The sequence below is a fragment of the Microbacterium sp. SLBN-111 genome (assembly GCF_049739645.1).
Taxonomy (GTDB): Bacteria; Actinomycetota; Actinomycetes; order Actinomycetales; family Microbacteriaceae; genus Microbacterium.
The window spans coordinates 2,120,425-2,135,711 of record NZ_JBMGQH010000001.1; the positions used below are offsets into that span (position 1 = coordinate 2,120,425).

Annotated in this window: 17 protein-coding genes; 9 read left to right on the forward strand and 8 right to left on the reverse strand. The window is 72.2% G+C overall.

Annotated elements, in window-relative coordinates; all coding sequences use genetic code 11:
- The first annotated feature begins 55 nt into the window (after positions 1–55).
- Positions 56–1,027, forward strand: coding sequence for a GNAT family N-acetyltransferase (locus RKD05_RS09750; RefSeq protein WP_424709707.1), 972 nt, complete (start codon positions 56–58; stop codon positions 1,025–1,027).
- 1 nt (position 1,028) lies between these two features.
- On the opposite strand, the gene RKD05_RS09755 is transcribed toward RKD05_RS09750, so the two are convergent.
- The 3 genes from RKD05_RS09755 to RKD05_RS09765 are packed head-to-tail and all read right to left on the reverse strand — an operon-like array spanning position 1,029 to position 3,076.
- Positions 1,029–1,250 (reverse strand): hypothetical protein, encoded by a 222-nt coding sequence (locus RKD05_RS09755; protein ID WP_022879690.1) that lies wholly within the window; start codon positions 1,248–1,250, stop codon positions 1,029–1,031.
- Positions 1,251–1,281: 31 nt separating this feature from the next.
- Positions 1,282–2,265, reverse strand: a complete 984-nt coding sequence (locus tag RKD05_RS09760; protein WP_424709708.1) for a DNA-3-methyladenine glycosylase family protein — start codon at positions 2,263–2,265, stop codon at positions 1,282–1,284.
- Between the two features lie 52 nt (positions 2,266–2,317).
- On the reverse strand, positions 2,318–3,076 hold the full coding sequence (locus RKD05_RS09765) for a winged helix-turn-helix domain-containing protein (protein ID WP_424709710.1): 759 nt from the start codon (positions 3,074–3,076) through the stop codon (positions 2,318–2,320).
- A gap of 427 nt (positions 3,077–3,503) precedes the next feature.
- Between RKD05_RS09765 and RKD05_RS09770 the strand changes: the two genes are divergently transcribed.
- The 7 genes from RKD05_RS09770 (at position 3,504) to RKD05_RS09800 (ending at position 10,477) form a co-directional block, all read left to right on the forward strand.
- Positions 3,504–3,797 (forward strand): GNAT family N-acetyltransferase, encoded by a 294-nt coding sequence (locus RKD05_RS09770; RefSeq protein WP_424709712.1) that lies wholly within the window; start codon positions 3,504–3,506, stop codon positions 3,795–3,797.
- Positions 3,798–3,888: 91 nt separating this feature from the next.
- Positions 3,889–4,098, forward strand: coding sequence for a hypothetical protein (locus tag RKD05_RS09775; RefSeq protein WP_022879687.1), 210 nt, complete (start codon positions 3,889–3,891; stop codon positions 4,096–4,098).
- 2 nt (positions 4,099–4,100) lie between these two features.
- The gene (locus RKD05_RS09780) at positions 4,101–4,418 is read left to right on the forward strand and encodes a hypothetical protein (RefSeq protein WP_424709713.1); all 318 of its coding nucleotides are present in this window, start codon (positions 4,101–4,103) and stop codon (positions 4,416–4,418) included.
- A gap of 102 nt (positions 4,419–4,520) precedes the next feature.
- A complete protein-coding gene (locus tag RKD05_RS09785; RefSeq protein ID WP_424709715.1) occupies positions 4,521–5,675 on the forward strand; it encodes an exonuclease SbcCD subunit D in 1,155 nt (384 codons plus the stop codon).
- Positions 5,672–8,728, forward strand: coding sequence for an AAA family ATPase (locus tag RKD05_RS09790; RefSeq protein WP_424709716.1), 3,057 nt, complete (start codon positions 5,672–5,674; stop codon positions 8,726–8,728). The genes RKD05_RS09785 and RKD05_RS09790 overlap by 4 nt, the downstream gene beginning before the upstream one ends.
- Before the next feature lie 9 nt (positions 8,729–8,737).
- Positions 8,738–8,920 carry a hypothetical protein gene (locus tag RKD05_RS09795; protein ID WP_424709718.1) on the forward strand — a complete coding sequence of 61 codons (183 nt, stop codon included), beginning with the start codon at positions 8,738–8,740 and terminating at the stop codon, positions 8,918–8,920.
- Positions 8,921–8,989: 69 nt separating this feature from the next.
- Entirely contained in the window at positions 8,990–10,477 is a 1,488-nt protein-coding gene (locus tag RKD05_RS09800; protein WP_424709720.1) for an MFS transporter, read from the forward strand.
- Between the two features lie 15 nt (positions 10,478–10,492).
- Here RKD05_RS09800 and RKD05_RS09805 read toward each other — a convergent pair whose 3' ends face one another.
- The 4 genes from RKD05_RS09805 to RKD05_RS09820 all read right to left on the reverse strand — a co-directional run bounded on the left by RKD05_RS09805 (position 10,493) and on the right by RKD05_RS09820 (position 12,586).
- Positions 10,493–11,050: a nucleoside phosphorylase gene (locus RKD05_RS09805; RefSeq protein ID WP_424709722.1), complete on the reverse strand. Its 558-nt coding sequence runs from the start codon at positions 11,048–11,050 to the stop codon at positions 10,493–10,495.
- Between the two features lie 176 nt (positions 11,051–11,226).
- A complete protein-coding gene (locus RKD05_RS09810; protein WP_424709724.1) occupies positions 11,227–12,171 on the reverse strand; it encodes an aldo/keto reductase in 945 nt (314 codons plus the stop codon).
- Positions 12,172–12,242: 71 nt separating this feature from the next.
- The gene (locus RKD05_RS09815; protein WP_022880341.1) at positions 12,243–12,392 is read right to left on the reverse strand and encodes a hypothetical protein; all 150 of its coding nucleotides are present in this window, start codon (positions 12,390–12,392) and stop codon (positions 12,243–12,245) included.
- Entirely contained in the window at positions 12,389–12,586 is a 198-nt protein-coding gene (locus RKD05_RS09820) for a hypothetical protein (RefSeq protein WP_424709725.1), read from the reverse strand. Before RKD05_RS09820 ends, RKD05_RS09815 begins: the two co-directional genes overlap by 4 nt.
- 103 nt (positions 12,587–12,689) lie before the next feature.
- Between RKD05_RS09820 and RKD05_RS09825 the strand changes: the two genes are divergently transcribed.
- Positions 12,690–13,187 carry a DUF427 domain-containing protein gene (locus RKD05_RS09825; protein WP_424709727.1) on the forward strand — a complete coding sequence of 166 codons (498 nt, stop codon included), beginning with the start codon at positions 12,690–12,692 and terminating at the stop codon, positions 13,185–13,187.
- A 10-nt stretch (positions 13,188–13,197) separates the two neighbouring features.
- On the opposite strand, the gene RKD05_RS09830 is transcribed toward RKD05_RS09825, so the two are convergent.
- Positions 13,198–15,258 carry an NAD(+) synthase gene (locus RKD05_RS09830; protein WP_424709728.1) on the reverse strand — a complete coding sequence of 687 codons (2,061 nt, stop codon included), beginning with the start codon at positions 15,256–15,258 and terminating at the stop codon, positions 13,198–13,200.
- Positions 15,259–15,287: the final 29 nt, after the last annotated feature.

Sequence of the window (15,287 nt, forward strand, 5' to 3'; positions counted from 1 at the left end):
GGAAGCGAGCGGCGCTCGGGGCCAGGCTAGCGAGGCGGCGCGATAGCGTCGAGGCATGGCCGTCACGTTTCACCGCGCGCCCGTCGCAGAGATCACCCCGCTCACCCTGTACCGCCTGCTGTGGCTGCGGGTGAGCGTCTTCGTGGTCGAGCAGGAGGCGGCCTACCCCGAGATCGACGGCCGTGACATCGAGCCCGGCGCCGAGCTGATGTGGGCCGAGGACACCGCGGGCGCCGTGCTCGCGACCCTGCGCATCCTGCGCGAGGAGCGGAACAACCGGATCGGCCGCGTCGCGACGGCCGCGGCCGCGCGCGGACGCGGGCTGGCGGGCGACCTGATGCGCGCCGCGATCGAGGTCCTCGACGCCGAGGCGCCCGGCATCCCGATCCTCCTGGACGCGCAGGCGCAGCTCGCGGGCTGGTACGGCCGGTTCGGGTTCGTCGTCGCGGGGGAGCCGTTCGCCGAGGACGGCATCCCGCACCTCCCGATGCGGCGGACGCACCTCGCGACCGAGCGCCTGGTGCTGCGCGAGTGGACGCGTTCCGCCGACGACCGCGCGTTCCTGTTCGATCTGTACCGCCGTTCCGAGGTGCGCCGGTACATCGGCGACGGGCGGACGATGACGGATGCCGACGAGGTCGACGACCTGCTCGAGCGCTGGGCGGCGCGCGCCGACGGGGTGCTCGGCATCCGGGCGGTCACGACCCTCGACGGCACGCGGCTCGGGGCGATCCTCCTGAAGCCGATCCCGTGGTCGGCGGGCGCGGGCAGGGGAGCGCCGGAGGAGATCGAGATCGGCTGGCACTTCCACCCGGATGCCGGGGGTCGGGGCTACGCGACGGAGTCCGCCGCGGCGGTGCTCGCGCTGGCCCACGACACCGGCATCCGCCGTGTCGTGGCCGTGACCCACCCCGACAACGTCGCGTCCCAGGCGGTGGCCACCCGGATCGGGATGCAGCCCGCCGGGTTCACCGACGACTACTACGACACGACCTGCGCGCTGTTCGTCTCGGAGTGGGCGTCCTGATTCAGAGCTCGACGCCGTTGTCGGGGTCGTTCACTCCGACGTTGCGGCCGCGGCTCGACTCGAACGCGATGAGCCACCCGAGGGACACCACCGCGGCGAGGATCACCCCGAGCCAGACGTTCTGGAACACCAGGCCGAAGAGCACGCCCCCGGCGAAGAGGACGACCGAACCCAACAGCCAGTAGGTGCGTCCGCGGGGCCAGCCGGTTCCGGATTGCGTCATGCGCTTCAGCCTAGGGGTGGCCTGGATCTCGTCAGCGATCGCGGTGGTCTTCGGGGTGAAGCCGAGGGCCGCGCCGCGGCTCCAGCGCGGCTCCCGCGTAGATCAGCCGAATGACGCGCTGGCGGTGCCCCGCGAACGGCTCGAGCAGCTCGAGCATGCCGTCGTCGTCGGTGCGGTGGCCGGTGAGGGCATAGCCCACCTGGTGAGCGAGGTGATAGTCGCCGATGCTCACGGCATCCGGATCTCCGAACGCGCGGATGCGCGTCTCGGCGCTCGTCCACACGCCGACGCCGCGCAGGCTGATGAAGACGCGGTCGCGCGCCTCGCCGTCGGCGGCTTCGGCGGCAGCGCGCTCGAGGGAGGCGCCGCGTCGCGCGGCCTCGACGATCGTGCGGGACTGGGGTGGCTCGAGACCCGCGCGGTGCCACGCCCACGACGGCACGTGTCGCCATCCCTCAATGTCGGGCGGGGCGAACATCGGCTGCGGCGTCGGCCCGGGAGCGCGCTCGCCGTACCAGGTCACGATGCTGCGCCACGCGGAGAACGCCTGGAGCCCGGTGACCTTCTGCTCCATGATTGCGCTGACGAGCGCCTCGAACACGAGGTCGGTGCGACCGATCCGGAGGTCGGGATGCCGTCGGTGCCACTCGGCAACGGAGGGATGCCGCGACGCGTCGAAGCCGTCGGGGTCGTCGTGCGCGCCGCAGAGCGCGGGCAACTGGTCGAGTGCCCACGCGGCGCCCGGGCCCCACGCGGCGGCGAGGACCGTGCCGTCCGCTCGGCAGCGGAGGGCCAGGGTCGCGACGCCCGTCGGCGTGCGACTCGCGCGCCAGACGACGCCGCCGGCGCTCAGCGCTCCGGTCGCCACGAAGGTGGGGTCGTTGCGGCCGTGGCGTTGCGCGGTGATCGTGCGATCGAGATCGACCGGGGTGCGGGGACGGTACTCGGTGCGGAGGGGGTCGGTGACCGGCGGGCGCGGGTCGCGCTGGTGCGCACGTACCCGGGTCGACCTCATGCCGACACCCTACGTCGCCCCACCGACATCGCGGCCGGACGGGGCGCGATGATCAGAAGCGGTCGGGCGAGGGCGTGCCGTGGCCGTAGCGGATCGAGACGTCGGCGTGGCGGTCGAAGCGGTAGCCGACGCCGCGCACCGTGCGCACGATGTCCTCGTAGATGCCGAGCTTCGCGCGCAGGCGGCGCACGTGCACGTCGATCGTCCGCTCACCGGGAGCCTCGTCGTCGGTCGTTCCCTCCCACAGGGACGACACGAGCTCGGTGCGCTCGATGGTGCGGCCCTCGCGGAGGACGAGGTACTGCAGCAGCTCGAACTCCTTGAAGGTGAAGGCGGCCGACTCGCCGTCGATGAGCACGCGCTTGCGCGAGATGTCGACGACGACGCCGCGGGGGGCGCGGTCCTCTTCGGCCGGCTCCTCCTTCGTGCGGGCGACCGCGGAGGGCTCGTGCAGAGCGAGGCGTACGACGTCGACGTCGCGGCCACCGGCACCGGCGGGAGCGAGGGCGACGGTCGCGTACGTCTCGGCGGCCGGGGCGAGTTCGCTCAGCGTGCGACGCAGGGCCTCGACGAGCGTGCCGAGGCTCACGCCGGCTTCGGCGGCCTTGGCTTCGTCGATGCCGACGTAGAGGGCGAAGCCGCGCGGCGCGGTTCCGGCGGGAAGCGCGGGGCGGGCGGGGGCCGCGGGGGTCGCAACGGCGGCCGCGGCGGCGGGCTGTGCGACGGGGCGGCGGACCGGCTGCGGGCGGACGGCGGCGGCAGCGGCGGTGGTCGAGGGGGCGGGGCGGTCGAGAACGGCGGAGATCGACATGAGGAAGGTGTCCTTCAGTGGTGAACCCGGGCGTCAGATGCGGGGTTCTGCGGGAGGTGTGTGGCCGAGGGCCAGAGCGCGGTGTCCGGGTACGCGTGATCGACGCGTGCCGCGAACGACCGGGTGTCGACGCGAGCGTTCAGAAGCTCGAGGTCGGCAGAGCGAGGGTCGCTGTTAGCGGCACATTCGACAACACATGACAACGCGGCCGGGCATCATCATGCCGGCAGTCCCGTTCGCCTCCCGGGCGGACAGAGCAAGCGCGTTGACAGTCATGCGGCTGATTATGACCTACCGTGCCGTTCGGCGTCAAATGATGACGTTGAGGAATGTGGCATCCTGCTTCATCTTTCGTCACATATCGGTTCCGGACCGAGCACATTGCGCTCTCGGCGCCGGGTGGGCTGCAGCGGCGTACCGTGGTGCCATGACCGACCTGCGCTTCGCCGACGACCGGGACGCCTCGCGCTACACCCTGCACGACGGCGACGACCTGGTGTCCGTTCTCGACTACCGCGACGACGGGCGCACGATCGCCCTCACCCGTGCCTTCACGATCCCGACGTTCCGCGGACGCGGCTACGCGGCCGTCGTGGTGGAGCACGCGGTGGATGCCATCGAGCAGGCGGGCGACCGCGAGATCCTGCCCGTGTGCTGGTACGTGGGCGAGTGGTTCGAGGCCCACCCCGAGCGCGCGCACCTCCTCCACGCCCGCAGCTGACGCGTCGCGCTACCCGCGCGCCCCGGGGCCGTCAACCCCCGGCGATCCGGCGCGCCCGGCGACCAGGCTGGACCGGGTGAAAGGGGATGGCATGACCCACGACAACGACCTTCCCGAAGGTGTCATCGATGCGAACCCGCCCGGCGGCTGGGAGAGCGGCGACGTCGCCGACACCGAGACGGCGGAGCAGAACGACCACGCGAAGGGTTCCCCGCGCCTGAACGACGCCGAGCCGTCCGACCCCATCGAGGGGGACGCCGCGAGCCAGGGCATCGATCCCGACATGAGCACGGAGGAGTGAACATGACCGACCACACGCACAGCCCCGAACCCGCGAACGGCCCCGAAGGCGGCGCGTCGCCCGCGGATTCCGTCGGAGGCGCCGTCCACGAGGACGGCAAGGTCACGCGCCCCGACGAGCAGTCCGCTCCCGCGATGGACACGCACACCACGACCGACGAGGAACGCATCGCCGGAGTCGTCGTGCAGACGCGCGCCGACGTGGGGGACGCCTCCGAGGAACGTATCGCCGACGTCCTGCGTCAGCGCTTCTCCGACATCGGGCTCGATCTCGGCGACGACCGCATCCGCGCGCTCGCGGCGGAGGTTTCCGGCGGCTGACCCCGTCGATGAGCCTGTCCGGCCCTCGGCGACCTCGGCCGGCGCGAGCGACCCGCGCGCCGGCTGAGCACCGATGTCGGAGGCCCGACGTACCGTGTGTGCATGCGGATCCTGCACACCTCCGACTGGCACATCGGGCGCTCGTTCCACGGCCATTCGACCCTCGACGCCCTCGCCGAGGTCCTTGACGCGCTCGTCGAGCAGGTGCGCGAGAACGACGTCGACGTCGTCCTCGTCGCGGGTGACGTCTTCGACTCCGCCGCCCCCTCCGCCGCGTGCTATCCGCTGCTGACGCGAACGCTCGTCGCTCTCGCCGACGCCGGGGCGCGGGTCGTCGTCACGTCCGGCAACCACGATTCGGCGGCACGCCTGGGCTTCCAGTCCGCGCTGCTGCGCGAAGAGATCACCGTCCTCACCGACCCGCTGTCCGTGGGGACGCCGGTGACGATCGCCGACGCACACGGACCCGTGCACTTCTACGGCATCCCGTATCTCGAGCCGGCGATCGTCCGGCACTCCTGGGAGGGTGTCGAACTCCGCAGCCAGGCCCAGACGATGGGGCACGCGATGGATCTCGTGCGCCGCGACCTCACGTCGCGCGGCGGGCGCTCGGTCGCGCTGGCGCACTGCTTCGCCGCGGGGGTCGAGGCGACTCCCGGTGTGGAACGCGAGATCCGCCAGGGCGGCCTCGACAACGTGCCGCTCCCCGCCTTCGACGGTCCCGACTACGTCGCCCTCGGCCACATCCACGGGCGTCAGCAGCTCTCCGACCGCGTGCGGTACGCCGGCGCGCCCCTGCACTACAGCTTCGGCGAGGCGGGCAAGCCGCGCGGCTCGTGGCTCGTCGAACTGGATGCCGAGGGGCTGGCATCCGTCGAGTGGCTCGACCTGCCGGTGCCGCGCCCTCTCGTCACGCTGCGTGCGTCCTTCGACGAGCTGCTCGGCGGCCCCGCGTACGACGCGTTCGTCGATCACTGGGTGCGCGCGGAGTACACCGACGCCACGCCGCAGATCGACCCGATGCGTCGTCTGCAGGAGCGGTTCCCCTGGTGCGCCACGGTCGCGCATCACCCCGCGGAGTCTCGGAAGGACGACGGGCTCGGCTACGCGCGCCGCGTCCGGGCGGCGCGCGACGAGACCGAGATCATCGACGCGTTCCTCGCTCACGTCCGTGAGGGCGAGGGGGCGTCCGAGGCGGAGCGCGACCTCATCCGCGACGTGCTCGACGCCCGGACCGTGGCGGAGGCCCGGTCGTGAAGCTGCACCGGCTCGAACTCGAGGGCTTCGGCCCGTTCCTGGAACGTCAGGTGGTCGACTTCGACGCGTTCGCCGACGACGGGATCTTCCTCATCGCCGGGCGGACGGGCGCGGGGAAGTCGAGCGTGCTCGACGGTGTCTGCTACGGCCTGTACGGGGGAGTGCCGCGGTACGACGGCGCCGAACGGCGGCTGCGCAGCGACCATTGCGGACTCGACGACCCGACGAACGTGACGGTCGAGTTCACCGCCGAGGGACGTCGGTGGCGGGTGACGCGGTCGCCCGAGTACGAGCGCCCCAAGCGCAACGGCTCGGGCACGACGAAGGAACCCCATCGCGCGAGCCTCGAAGTGCTCGAACCCGAGGGTTGGACGGGCGTCGCCGCACGACCGGTCGACGTGGCCGCGCGGCTCGACGAGGTCCTCGGTCTCACCCAGCAGCAGTTCCTCCAGGTGATCCTGCTCGCGCAGAACCGCTTCGCGCGCTTCCTGCTCGCCAAGAACGACGAGCGCCAGGCGCTGCTGCGCACGCTCTTCGGCACGCGGTCGTACGAGCAGTACGCCGCGGCCCTCGACGATCGCCGCAAGCGCGCGCACGAGCGCCTTGCGGCCGAGGGCACCGAGGTGTCCACGCTGCTCGACGAAGCCGAGCGCATGATCGCGGCGTTCGACGCGGCGCGCGGGTCCGATGCCGTCGCCGGGACGGATGGGGCGCCGGTCGGCGTCGCGGAGGTCGCGTCGACCGACGGTCCCGCGCCGACGCTCGACGAACGACTCGCGAACGTGGTCCGCGCCGTCGAGCGTATGGAGTATCGGGTCGAGGCGGCCGCCCACGAGCGCGAGGCGGCGAAGAGCGCCCTGGATGCCGCTCTCGCGGCCGAGCGCGAGGCGACCGCGCTGCACGGACGCCAGGTCGAGCGCCGCGCCGCCCGCGCGCAGCTGGAGGCTCTCGAGGCCGACACCGAACGAATCGACGCCGCGCGCGCCGAGCTCGGCACGGCCGCGCGCGCGGAGGAGCTCCGCGCGTCCCTGGACGCCGTCGGCCGCGCCGAACGTGCGCTCCCCGCCGCGGAGTCCGCGGGGCGCGCGGCGGTGGCCGCCGCCGAGCGCGTCGGCGAGACGGGCCTCGACTCCGCTGTCGCCCTCACCGCCCGCGACGACGACCTCACGGCGCTGCTCGCGCGGGTGGACGAAACGCTCGCGCTCGAGGACGACCTCGCCGAGATCGAGACCGACGTCACCGCGCGGCAGGCGGCGGTCGACCGCGCTGCGCGCCAGGCGGACGAGGTCTCCGCCCGGCTCGCGGCGGTTCCGTCGGCGCGCGACGCCCTGGACGAACGGCTCGCGGCCCTGGCCGACGCGACCGCGCGCCGCGACCTCGCGACCGCGGAGCAAGCGGAGGTCGCCCGTCGGCTCGAAGCGGCGCTCGAGGCCGAGCGTCTCGCCGAGGAGCGCGACACCGCCGACCTGGCGGCGCTCGTCCGCGCCGACGACCTGCAGCGCGCGGTCGAGGCCTGGAGCGCGCTGTTGCGACGCCGGTTGGCGGGTGCGGCCGGCGAACTCGCCCACGCCCTCGTCGACGGCGAGCCGTGCGCCGTGTGCGGGTCGAGGGAGCACCCCGCCCCGGCGGTCGGTACCGGCGACCCCGTCACGGACGCCGAGATCGCGGCGGCGGAGGAGCGCAAGGACGCCGCGAACGAGCAGGACCGGCTCGCGTCGGACGCCGCGCGCATCACGCGGGACGCCCACGCGCTGGCCGCAGCGCGGGCCGGTGGCCAGTCCGTCGCCGAGCTGCGCGAGCGTCGCGACCGGATCGACGAGGCCTCGGCCCGCGCCCAGGCCGACGCGGCCGAGCACGCACGCCTCGCCGCGGAACGCGTCGCCCTCCTCGAACGGGAGGCGACGGATGCCGCGGAGAGCGAGCGACTCCGCCACGAGCTCGCCGACGCCCGGCAGGAGCTCGCCCTGCGTTCGCAGAGCGCCGAGACGCTGCGCGCCGCGGTGGCCGAGGCTCGCGCGGAGTTCCCGACGGTCCACGACCGTCGCCGCGACCTGCGCGCGCGGCGCGATGCCGTGCGGGCGGTCATCGCCGCGCGGGCCGAGCACGAAACGCGCGTCCGTGCCGTCGTCGAGGCGCGCGCCGCGTTCGACGAGATGCTCGCCGCCAGCACGTTCTCCGACGAGGCCGAGGTGCGCGCGGCCCTGCGGGAGCCCGGGGAGCGCCGGCGCCTGGAGACGGCCGTCGCCGATCACGACGCGAGCCTGGCCGCCACCCGTCGTCGCCTGCTCGATCTCGAGCTCCACCTCGTCGGTGCGCCCGACGACCCGATCGACCTCGCCCCCGTGGCGGCCGCGGTCCTCGACGCGCGCGCCGCGGTCGAGTCGGCGGCCGCAGCGCATGCCGCGGCGACGGCGGCGGCGACACACGTGCGCGACCTCGCCGAGCGGGCCGACGCGGGCAGTTCCGCCGTCGCTCGGCTGTCGGACGAACACGCGGTCGTCGCACGCCTCGCCGACACGGTGGCCGGGCGCGCCCCCAACACCCGCCGGATGACGCTCGAGACCTTCGTGCTCGCCGCCGAGCTGGAGGAGATCGTGGATGCCGCGAACCTCCGCCTCGACCACATGTCGGCGGGCCGCTACCGCCTGCAGCACACAGACGCCCTTGCCGCCCGCGGTGCGGCGAGCGGACTCGGGCTCGAGGTCATGGACGCCTTCACCGGACAGTGTCGCCCGCCGCAGTCCCTCTCGGGCGGCGAGACGTTCCTCGCCTCCCTGGCACTCGCGCTCGGGCTCGCCGAGGTGGTCACGGCGCGGGCGGGTGGCATCCGACTCGACACCCTGTTCATCGACGAGGGCTTCGGCTCCCTCGACGACGAGACGTTGGATCTGGCGATGCGGACCCTCGACGAACTGCGTCAGGGCGGTCGCACCGTCGGGGTGATCAGCCACGTCGCGTCGATGAAGGATCAGCTCCCGGCCCAGGTGCGCGTGACCGCGACGCCGCGCGGCCCGAGCGTGATCCGCCAGGATGCGGTGGGCGCGCTCGCCTAGGCTGTGATCATGCGCAAGAGCACGCTGTGGACCGTCCTCGGAGTCATCGCGGCCGTCGTCATCGCCTGGATCCTCGTGAACGTCCTGTTCTCGCTCATCGCGTTCGTCTTCCGGCTCGTCGTGGTCGCGGTCGTCGCGGTCATCGTGTTCCTGATCCTCCGAGCCGTCTTCGCCCGGCGCGGCGACGACTGACCGCGTCGGCGCAACCCCGCCGGCGCAACCCCGCCCCCGCGTCCTCGCGCGCGAGTAGCGTGAAGGACGATGCCTGAGAAACCTTCGTCTCCCCACCCACCGACACAGGACATCCAGCTCTCGCCCCGCCACCGTTGGCGGGCGTACTGGATCGCCGTCTCCGTCGCGGCGCTGACGATCCTCGACCTGACGAAGGTCAACGTCGCGCTGCCGTCCATCGAGACGGCGCTGCACGCGGGTCCGACCGAGCTGCAGCTCGTCGTCTCGGGGTACGTTCTCACCTTCGGTCTCGTACTCGTTCCGGCGGGTCGCCTCGGCGACCTGCGGTCGCGGCGCGTGCTGTTCCTCGTCGGCCTGTCGCTGTTCCTGGTGATGAGCCTCGTGTGCGCCCTCGCGCCCAACACCACGGTCCTGCTGACCGCCCGCCTCCTGCAGGGCGTCGCGGCCGGCATTCAGATGCCGCAGGTGCTGGGACTCGTGCAGCAGCTGTTCCAGGGCAAGGAACGCGGGCGCGCGTTCGGCCTCTTCGGTGCGACGATCGGCATCGCGACGGCGCTCGGCCCGACGCTCGGCGGACTGCTCATCGCGCTCGGCGGCCCGACCGACGGCTGGCGGCTCATCTTCTGGATCAACATCCCGCTCGTGGTGATCGTGATCGTGCTCGCGGCGTGGCTGCTTCCCAGCACCCGGACGAAGTCGCATCGCGCGCTCGATCTCGACCCGATCGGCGTGATCCTCTTCGGGCTCACGATCGTCGCGCTCATGTGGCCGTTCCTCTTCACCACCGGGTCGCCCGACGACGACCCGCGCCGCTGGTGGCTGCTCGTCGTGTCGGTCGTCTTCGCGGCGGCGTTCATCTTCTGGGAACGCCGCTACGCCGATCGCGGACGGATGCCACTGATGCCGCTGTCGATCTTCTCGCTCAGCTCATATCGCAACGGCATCCTGATCTCGACCGCATACTTCTCGGCCGTGCCGGCCATGTTCCTGCTCGGCACCCTGTTCCTGCAGGGCGGGCTGGGGCTCGAGCCGGTGTTCGCCGGGATGGTCACGATCGGGTTCGCCGTGGCATCCGCGGGGAGTTCCTGGGTGGGAGGCAACCTCGTCACCCGGTTCGGGCGTCCCCTCGTGGTCGTCGGCATCCTCGGGATGGTCGTCACCGCGGGCGCTCTGGCCGTCGTGGCGCTGACGACCCCGTCCGAGTGGACGCCGTGGGCGATGGCGGGCGTCATGATCTTCGGCGGCCTCGCGGGCGGCCTCGTCATTTCGCCAAATCAGACGCTCACGCTGGCCGACATCCCGGTTTCGAGCGGCGGGGTCGCCGGTTCGGTAGGACAGCTGGGGCAGCGGATCGGCACGGCCGTGGGGACGGCGATCGCCCTCGCGCTGTTCTACGCGACGGTGTACCGCGAGCAGGACGGCCGCGACACGCTCGTGGTGTTCCACGACGCGTACGCCAGCGGCCTGATCGCCGTCGGGGTGTTCCTGGGGCTCGCCCTCATCGTCGGCGTCGTCGACCTCGCCGGTCGTGCGCGCCGAGGTTCGCAGACGCCGTAAGCAGCACGGGAGCCGTTAGACCCCGTACAGCTCGCGGATCTTCGCGCGGAGCTCGTGGCTGCAGCGCTCGACGACGTCGTCCCACAGCTCGGTCGCGCCGTCCTGGGCACGGTCCGAGACGGCGCGCAGGATGCGGATCGGCACGTCGAACTGCTGCGCGACCCACGCGAGCGCGTAGGACTCCATGTCGACCATGCGCGCGTCGAGTCCGCGGATGAGGGCGACGGCGTCGGCGTCGTCGACGAAGTGATCGCCGGTGGCGATCACGACGCCTTCGGGAGCGATGTCGACCCGCGCGGGCAGCCAGACGTGCTCACCGAAGGTGCCGTCGAGGCCCTTCACGTCGTGCTGGATCGTCGCGGAGATGTCGTAGATGCCGCCTTCGAGGTCGGGGTCGATGGCGCCCGCGGTGCCGACGACCACGATCTCGTCGTACGCGCCCTCGCACAGCGCGCGCGTCAGGGCGTACGCGGCGGGAATCTTGCCGACGCCGGTCAGCAGCGTGTCGAAACCGGGGATGTCGGGTTCGAAGGCGACGAATTCGGACGCGTGGGCGGCGACGAGGAGCTTCACCTCCCCATTCTGACCGACCGCGGGGCCGCGCGACGACGCGCGACCCCGCGGTCGGGTCGCGCATTCTCCGCGATCCGCGCAACGTCAGCCGAAATCTCGGGATGCCGCTGACACGGCGCAGATCGCTGAGGATGTGCCGCGACGGGGGCGGAGTGGCATCCGCCCCCGTCGCAGAGTCAGTCCTGCGCGGCCGCCGACACCTCGTCGAGGCGAGCGATCTCGTCGCCCGAGAGCTCGAGCGACATGCTCGCCACGAGGTCCGCCACCTGCTCGGGACGCGACGCGCTCGCGATGGGAGCGACGACCGTCGGGCGAGCGCGCAGCCACGCGAGTGCCGTGGTCGCGATCGAGGCGCCGTGCGCGTTCCCGATCTCCTCGAGCGCGTCGATCACGGCGAGACCCGCGGGCGTCGCGAGCTTCGCGGCCCCGCCGGCGCGGGGCGAATCGCCCGCGGCATCTGTCGTCCGGTACTTGCCCGTCAGGAAGCCACTGGCCAGCGCGTAGTACGGGACCAGCGAGAGGCCGAACTCCTCGGCGACGGGGACGATCTCGCTCTCGACCGCGGTGCGGTGCACGAGGTTGTAGTGCGGCTGGACGGCGACGGGCAGGTCGGCGCCGGCGGCCTCGGCGAGGGAGATCCACTCGCGGATGCGCTCGGCGGTGTAGTTCGACACGGCGACGTACCGCACGAGCCCGTCGGACACGAGCTCGGCGAACGCGCCGACCGTCTCCTCCAGAGGGGTCTCGGGGTCGTCGAAGTGCGCGTAGTACAGGTCGATCGCGTCGACGCCGAGGCGCTTCAGGGAGGCCTCCGCGGCGGCGCGGACGTTCTTCGCGGAGAGACCGCGGAAGTCGGGGTGCGTGCTGACCTTCGTGGCCACGACGACGTTCTCGGGCTTCCGGCTCGCGAGCCACTCACCGATGAGGGTCTCGCTCTCGCCGCCCGAGTTGCCGGGCGCCCAGTGGCTGTAGCCGTCCGCGGTGTCGATGAAGTCGCCGCCACCGGCGTGGAAGGCGTCCAGCACGGCGAAGGAGGTGTCTCGGTCGGCCGTCCAGCCGAAGACGTTGCCTCCGAGGGAGAGGGGACGGATGTCGAGGTCGCTGCGACCGATGCGCGTCATGATGGCCTTCCGTTCGGGAATGGGTGCCTTCGAGACAACGACCCCATCCGCGGGGAATTCCCGCCGCGCCGTCAGTTGCCCGAGCCGCCCGACAGGATGCCGATGAGTCCGCTGCCGAGCAGCCACAGGCCGACCGCGGACACCGCGATCCAGATCACGACCTGCCCGCGCGGGTACTTGCGGGGCTTGTCGTCCTGCCCGTTGTCGTCGGGGACGCTCACGAGCGCACCATCATCACGATCGACACGATGATCACGGCGAGGCCTCCGATTCCGGCGATGGCGGCGATCACGGGGCCGCCGCCCGCGAGGAGCGCGGCGATGCCGAGCCCGAGGAACAGCACGCCGACAACGATCCCGCCCACCTGGTAGACGCGGTACCGCCGACTGATTCCGGTGCCGTGTTTGCCGCTCACTCGTGCCCCTCCTGGCCCTAGGTTATCGAACCGCTGTGACCGTCCGAGCCACGCTTCGATCACGGCCGACCCTCGCGACGCCGGCGCGGCGTACCGTGGATCCATGGCGCGTCCCGTTCCCGACCCCGTCCGACCCGACCAGGAATCCGTGTGGGAGTATCCGCGGCCACCCCGGGTGGAGCGGGTTCCGAAGCGCGTGCAGATCGACTTCGGTGGCATCCGGATCGTCGACACCGACGATGTCGTGCGCGTGCTCGAGACGAGCCACCCGCCCGTCTACTATCTTCCGATCGCCGCTTTCGGGGAGGCGCTGACGCTCGGTCAGGGCGCGTCGTTCTGCGAGTTCAAGGGCGGTGCGCGGTACTTCGACGTGCACGGGGGTGGCGGGGTCGTCGCCGAGCGTGCCGCGTGGAACTATCCGAGTCCGATGCCCGGCTACGAGGTGCTCGCGGACCGCGTCGCGGTGTACGCCGCACCGATGGACCGGTGCATCGTCGCGGGGGAGACCGTGCGGCCGCAGCCCGGCGGGTTCTACGGCGGGTGGGTCACCGACGATCTCGCCGGGCCGTTCAAAGGAATCCCCGGCTCGATGGGCTGGTGAGGCGCGCGCCTCAGTCCTTCGCGAACGCCTCGGGAATCGCGGCGTGGAGTTCCGCGAGCCACGCGCGGGCGTTCCCGTCCGACGGTGCGCGCCAGTCGCCGCGCGGTGACAGCGAGCCCGCGGGGGAGACCTTGGGTCCGTTCGGGATGGCGGTGCGCTTGAACTGCGCGAACCCGAAGAACCGCTGCAGGAAGACCTCCATCCACCGCGCGACCGTGACGAGGTCGTACGACGGCCGCGCGCCCTCGGGATAGCCTGCGGGCCAGGTTCCGGCATCCGGGTCCTCCCACGCCTTGGCGGCGAGGAACGCGATCTTCGACGGCCGGAAGCCGAAGCGCAGCACGTGATGCAGCGTGAAGTCGTGCAGGTTGTACGGGCCGATGCGGTCTTCGGTCGACTGCATCTTGCCGTCCTGTCCGGCCGGCACCAGCTCGGGGCTGATCTCGGTGTCGAGCACGGCCTGGAGCACCTCGACCGTCGCGGCGCTGAGCTCTCCGGCCGAGATCACCCACCGGATGACGTGCTGGATCAGCGTCTTGGGCACGCCCGGGTTCACGGAGTAGTGGCTCATCTGGTCGCCCACGCCGTAGGTCGACCAGCCCAGCGCGATCTCCGACAGATCGCCCGTCCCGATGACGATGCCGCCGTTCTGGTTCGCGAGGCGGAAGAGGTAGTCGGTGCGCAGACCCGCCTGGACGTTCTCGAACGTGACGTCGTGCACCGGCTCGCCCGCGGCGAACGGGTGGCCCATCCTGGAGAGCATCTCGGATGCCGCGGGGCGGATGTCGATCTCCTCGATCGTCGCGCCGACCGCTTCGGCGAGGGCGATCGCGTTGCGCTTCGTCTTCTCGCTCGTGGCGAAACCGGGGAGCGTGTACGTCAGGATGTCGCTGCGCGGGCGGCCCATGCGGTCCATCGCGCGGGCGATCACGAGCAGGGCGTGGGTCGAGTCGAGCCCGCCGCTCACGCCGAGGACGGGGCGCGGGCGGCCGATCGCCTCGAGCCGCTGCACGAGCCCGGACACCTGGATGTTGAACGCCTCGTAGCAGTCCTGCGCCAGACGCGCGGGGTCGTCGGGGACGAAAGGGAAGCGGTCGAGCGCGCGCCGGAGTCCGAGGTCGGCGGCCGGGGGCGCGAGTTCGAACGTCACGGTGCGGAACGGGGTCCCGGCCGTGCGGCGGTTGTCCTCGAACGTGCCCTGGCGCAGGCGATCCTGGCGCAGGCGGTCGAGGTCGACGTCGGCGACGCTGCGCCGCGGGCCGTCGGGGAACCGCTCGGTCGTGGCGAGGAGCTGTCCGCCCTCGTAGATCATCGTCTGGCCGTCCCACGACACGTCGTTGGTCGACTCGCCCTGACCCGCGGCGGCGTAGACGTAGGCCGCGAGACACCGGAGGGACTGCGACTGGCACAGCAGGCTGCGGTCGTCGGCGCGTCCGATCGTGATGGGGCTGCCGGAGAGGTTGGCGAGCACCGTGGCACCGGCGAGCGCGGCGGGGGAGGACGGCGGGATCGGCACCCACACGTCCTCGCACACCTCGGCGTGCAGCGTCAGCCCGGGGACGTCCACGGCGTCGAACAGCAGGTCGGTGCCGAAGGGCACGGTCTCACCGGCGACGGTGATGTGCTGGCCGGCGGTGTCGTCACCGCGGGCGTACCAGCGCTGCTCGTAGAACTCGCGGTACGTCGGCAGGTACGACTTCGGCGCGACCCCCAGGATGCGCCCGCGGTGCACGACGACGGCGCAGTTGTAGAGGCGGTTGCCGTGGCGCAGGGGCGCCCCGACGAGCAGGACGGGCAGGAGATCGACGGATGCCGCGACCACCCGCGCGACGGCGACCTCCACGGCATCCAGCAGGGGATCCTGCATGACGAGATCGTCGATCGCGTACCCCGACAGGCAGAGCTCGGGGAAGACCGCGATCGCGACCCCCTCGGCGTCGCACTCGCGCGCCGAGGCGAGCACCGCTTCGGCGTTGGTGGCGGGGTCGGCGACGGCCACGGGGATCGTGCACGCCGCCACGCGCGCGAAGCCGTGCCGGTAGACGTTCTCGAACGGCAGCTCGGTGATCACCGCTCCAGTCTGTCAGGTGGCGCGGACAC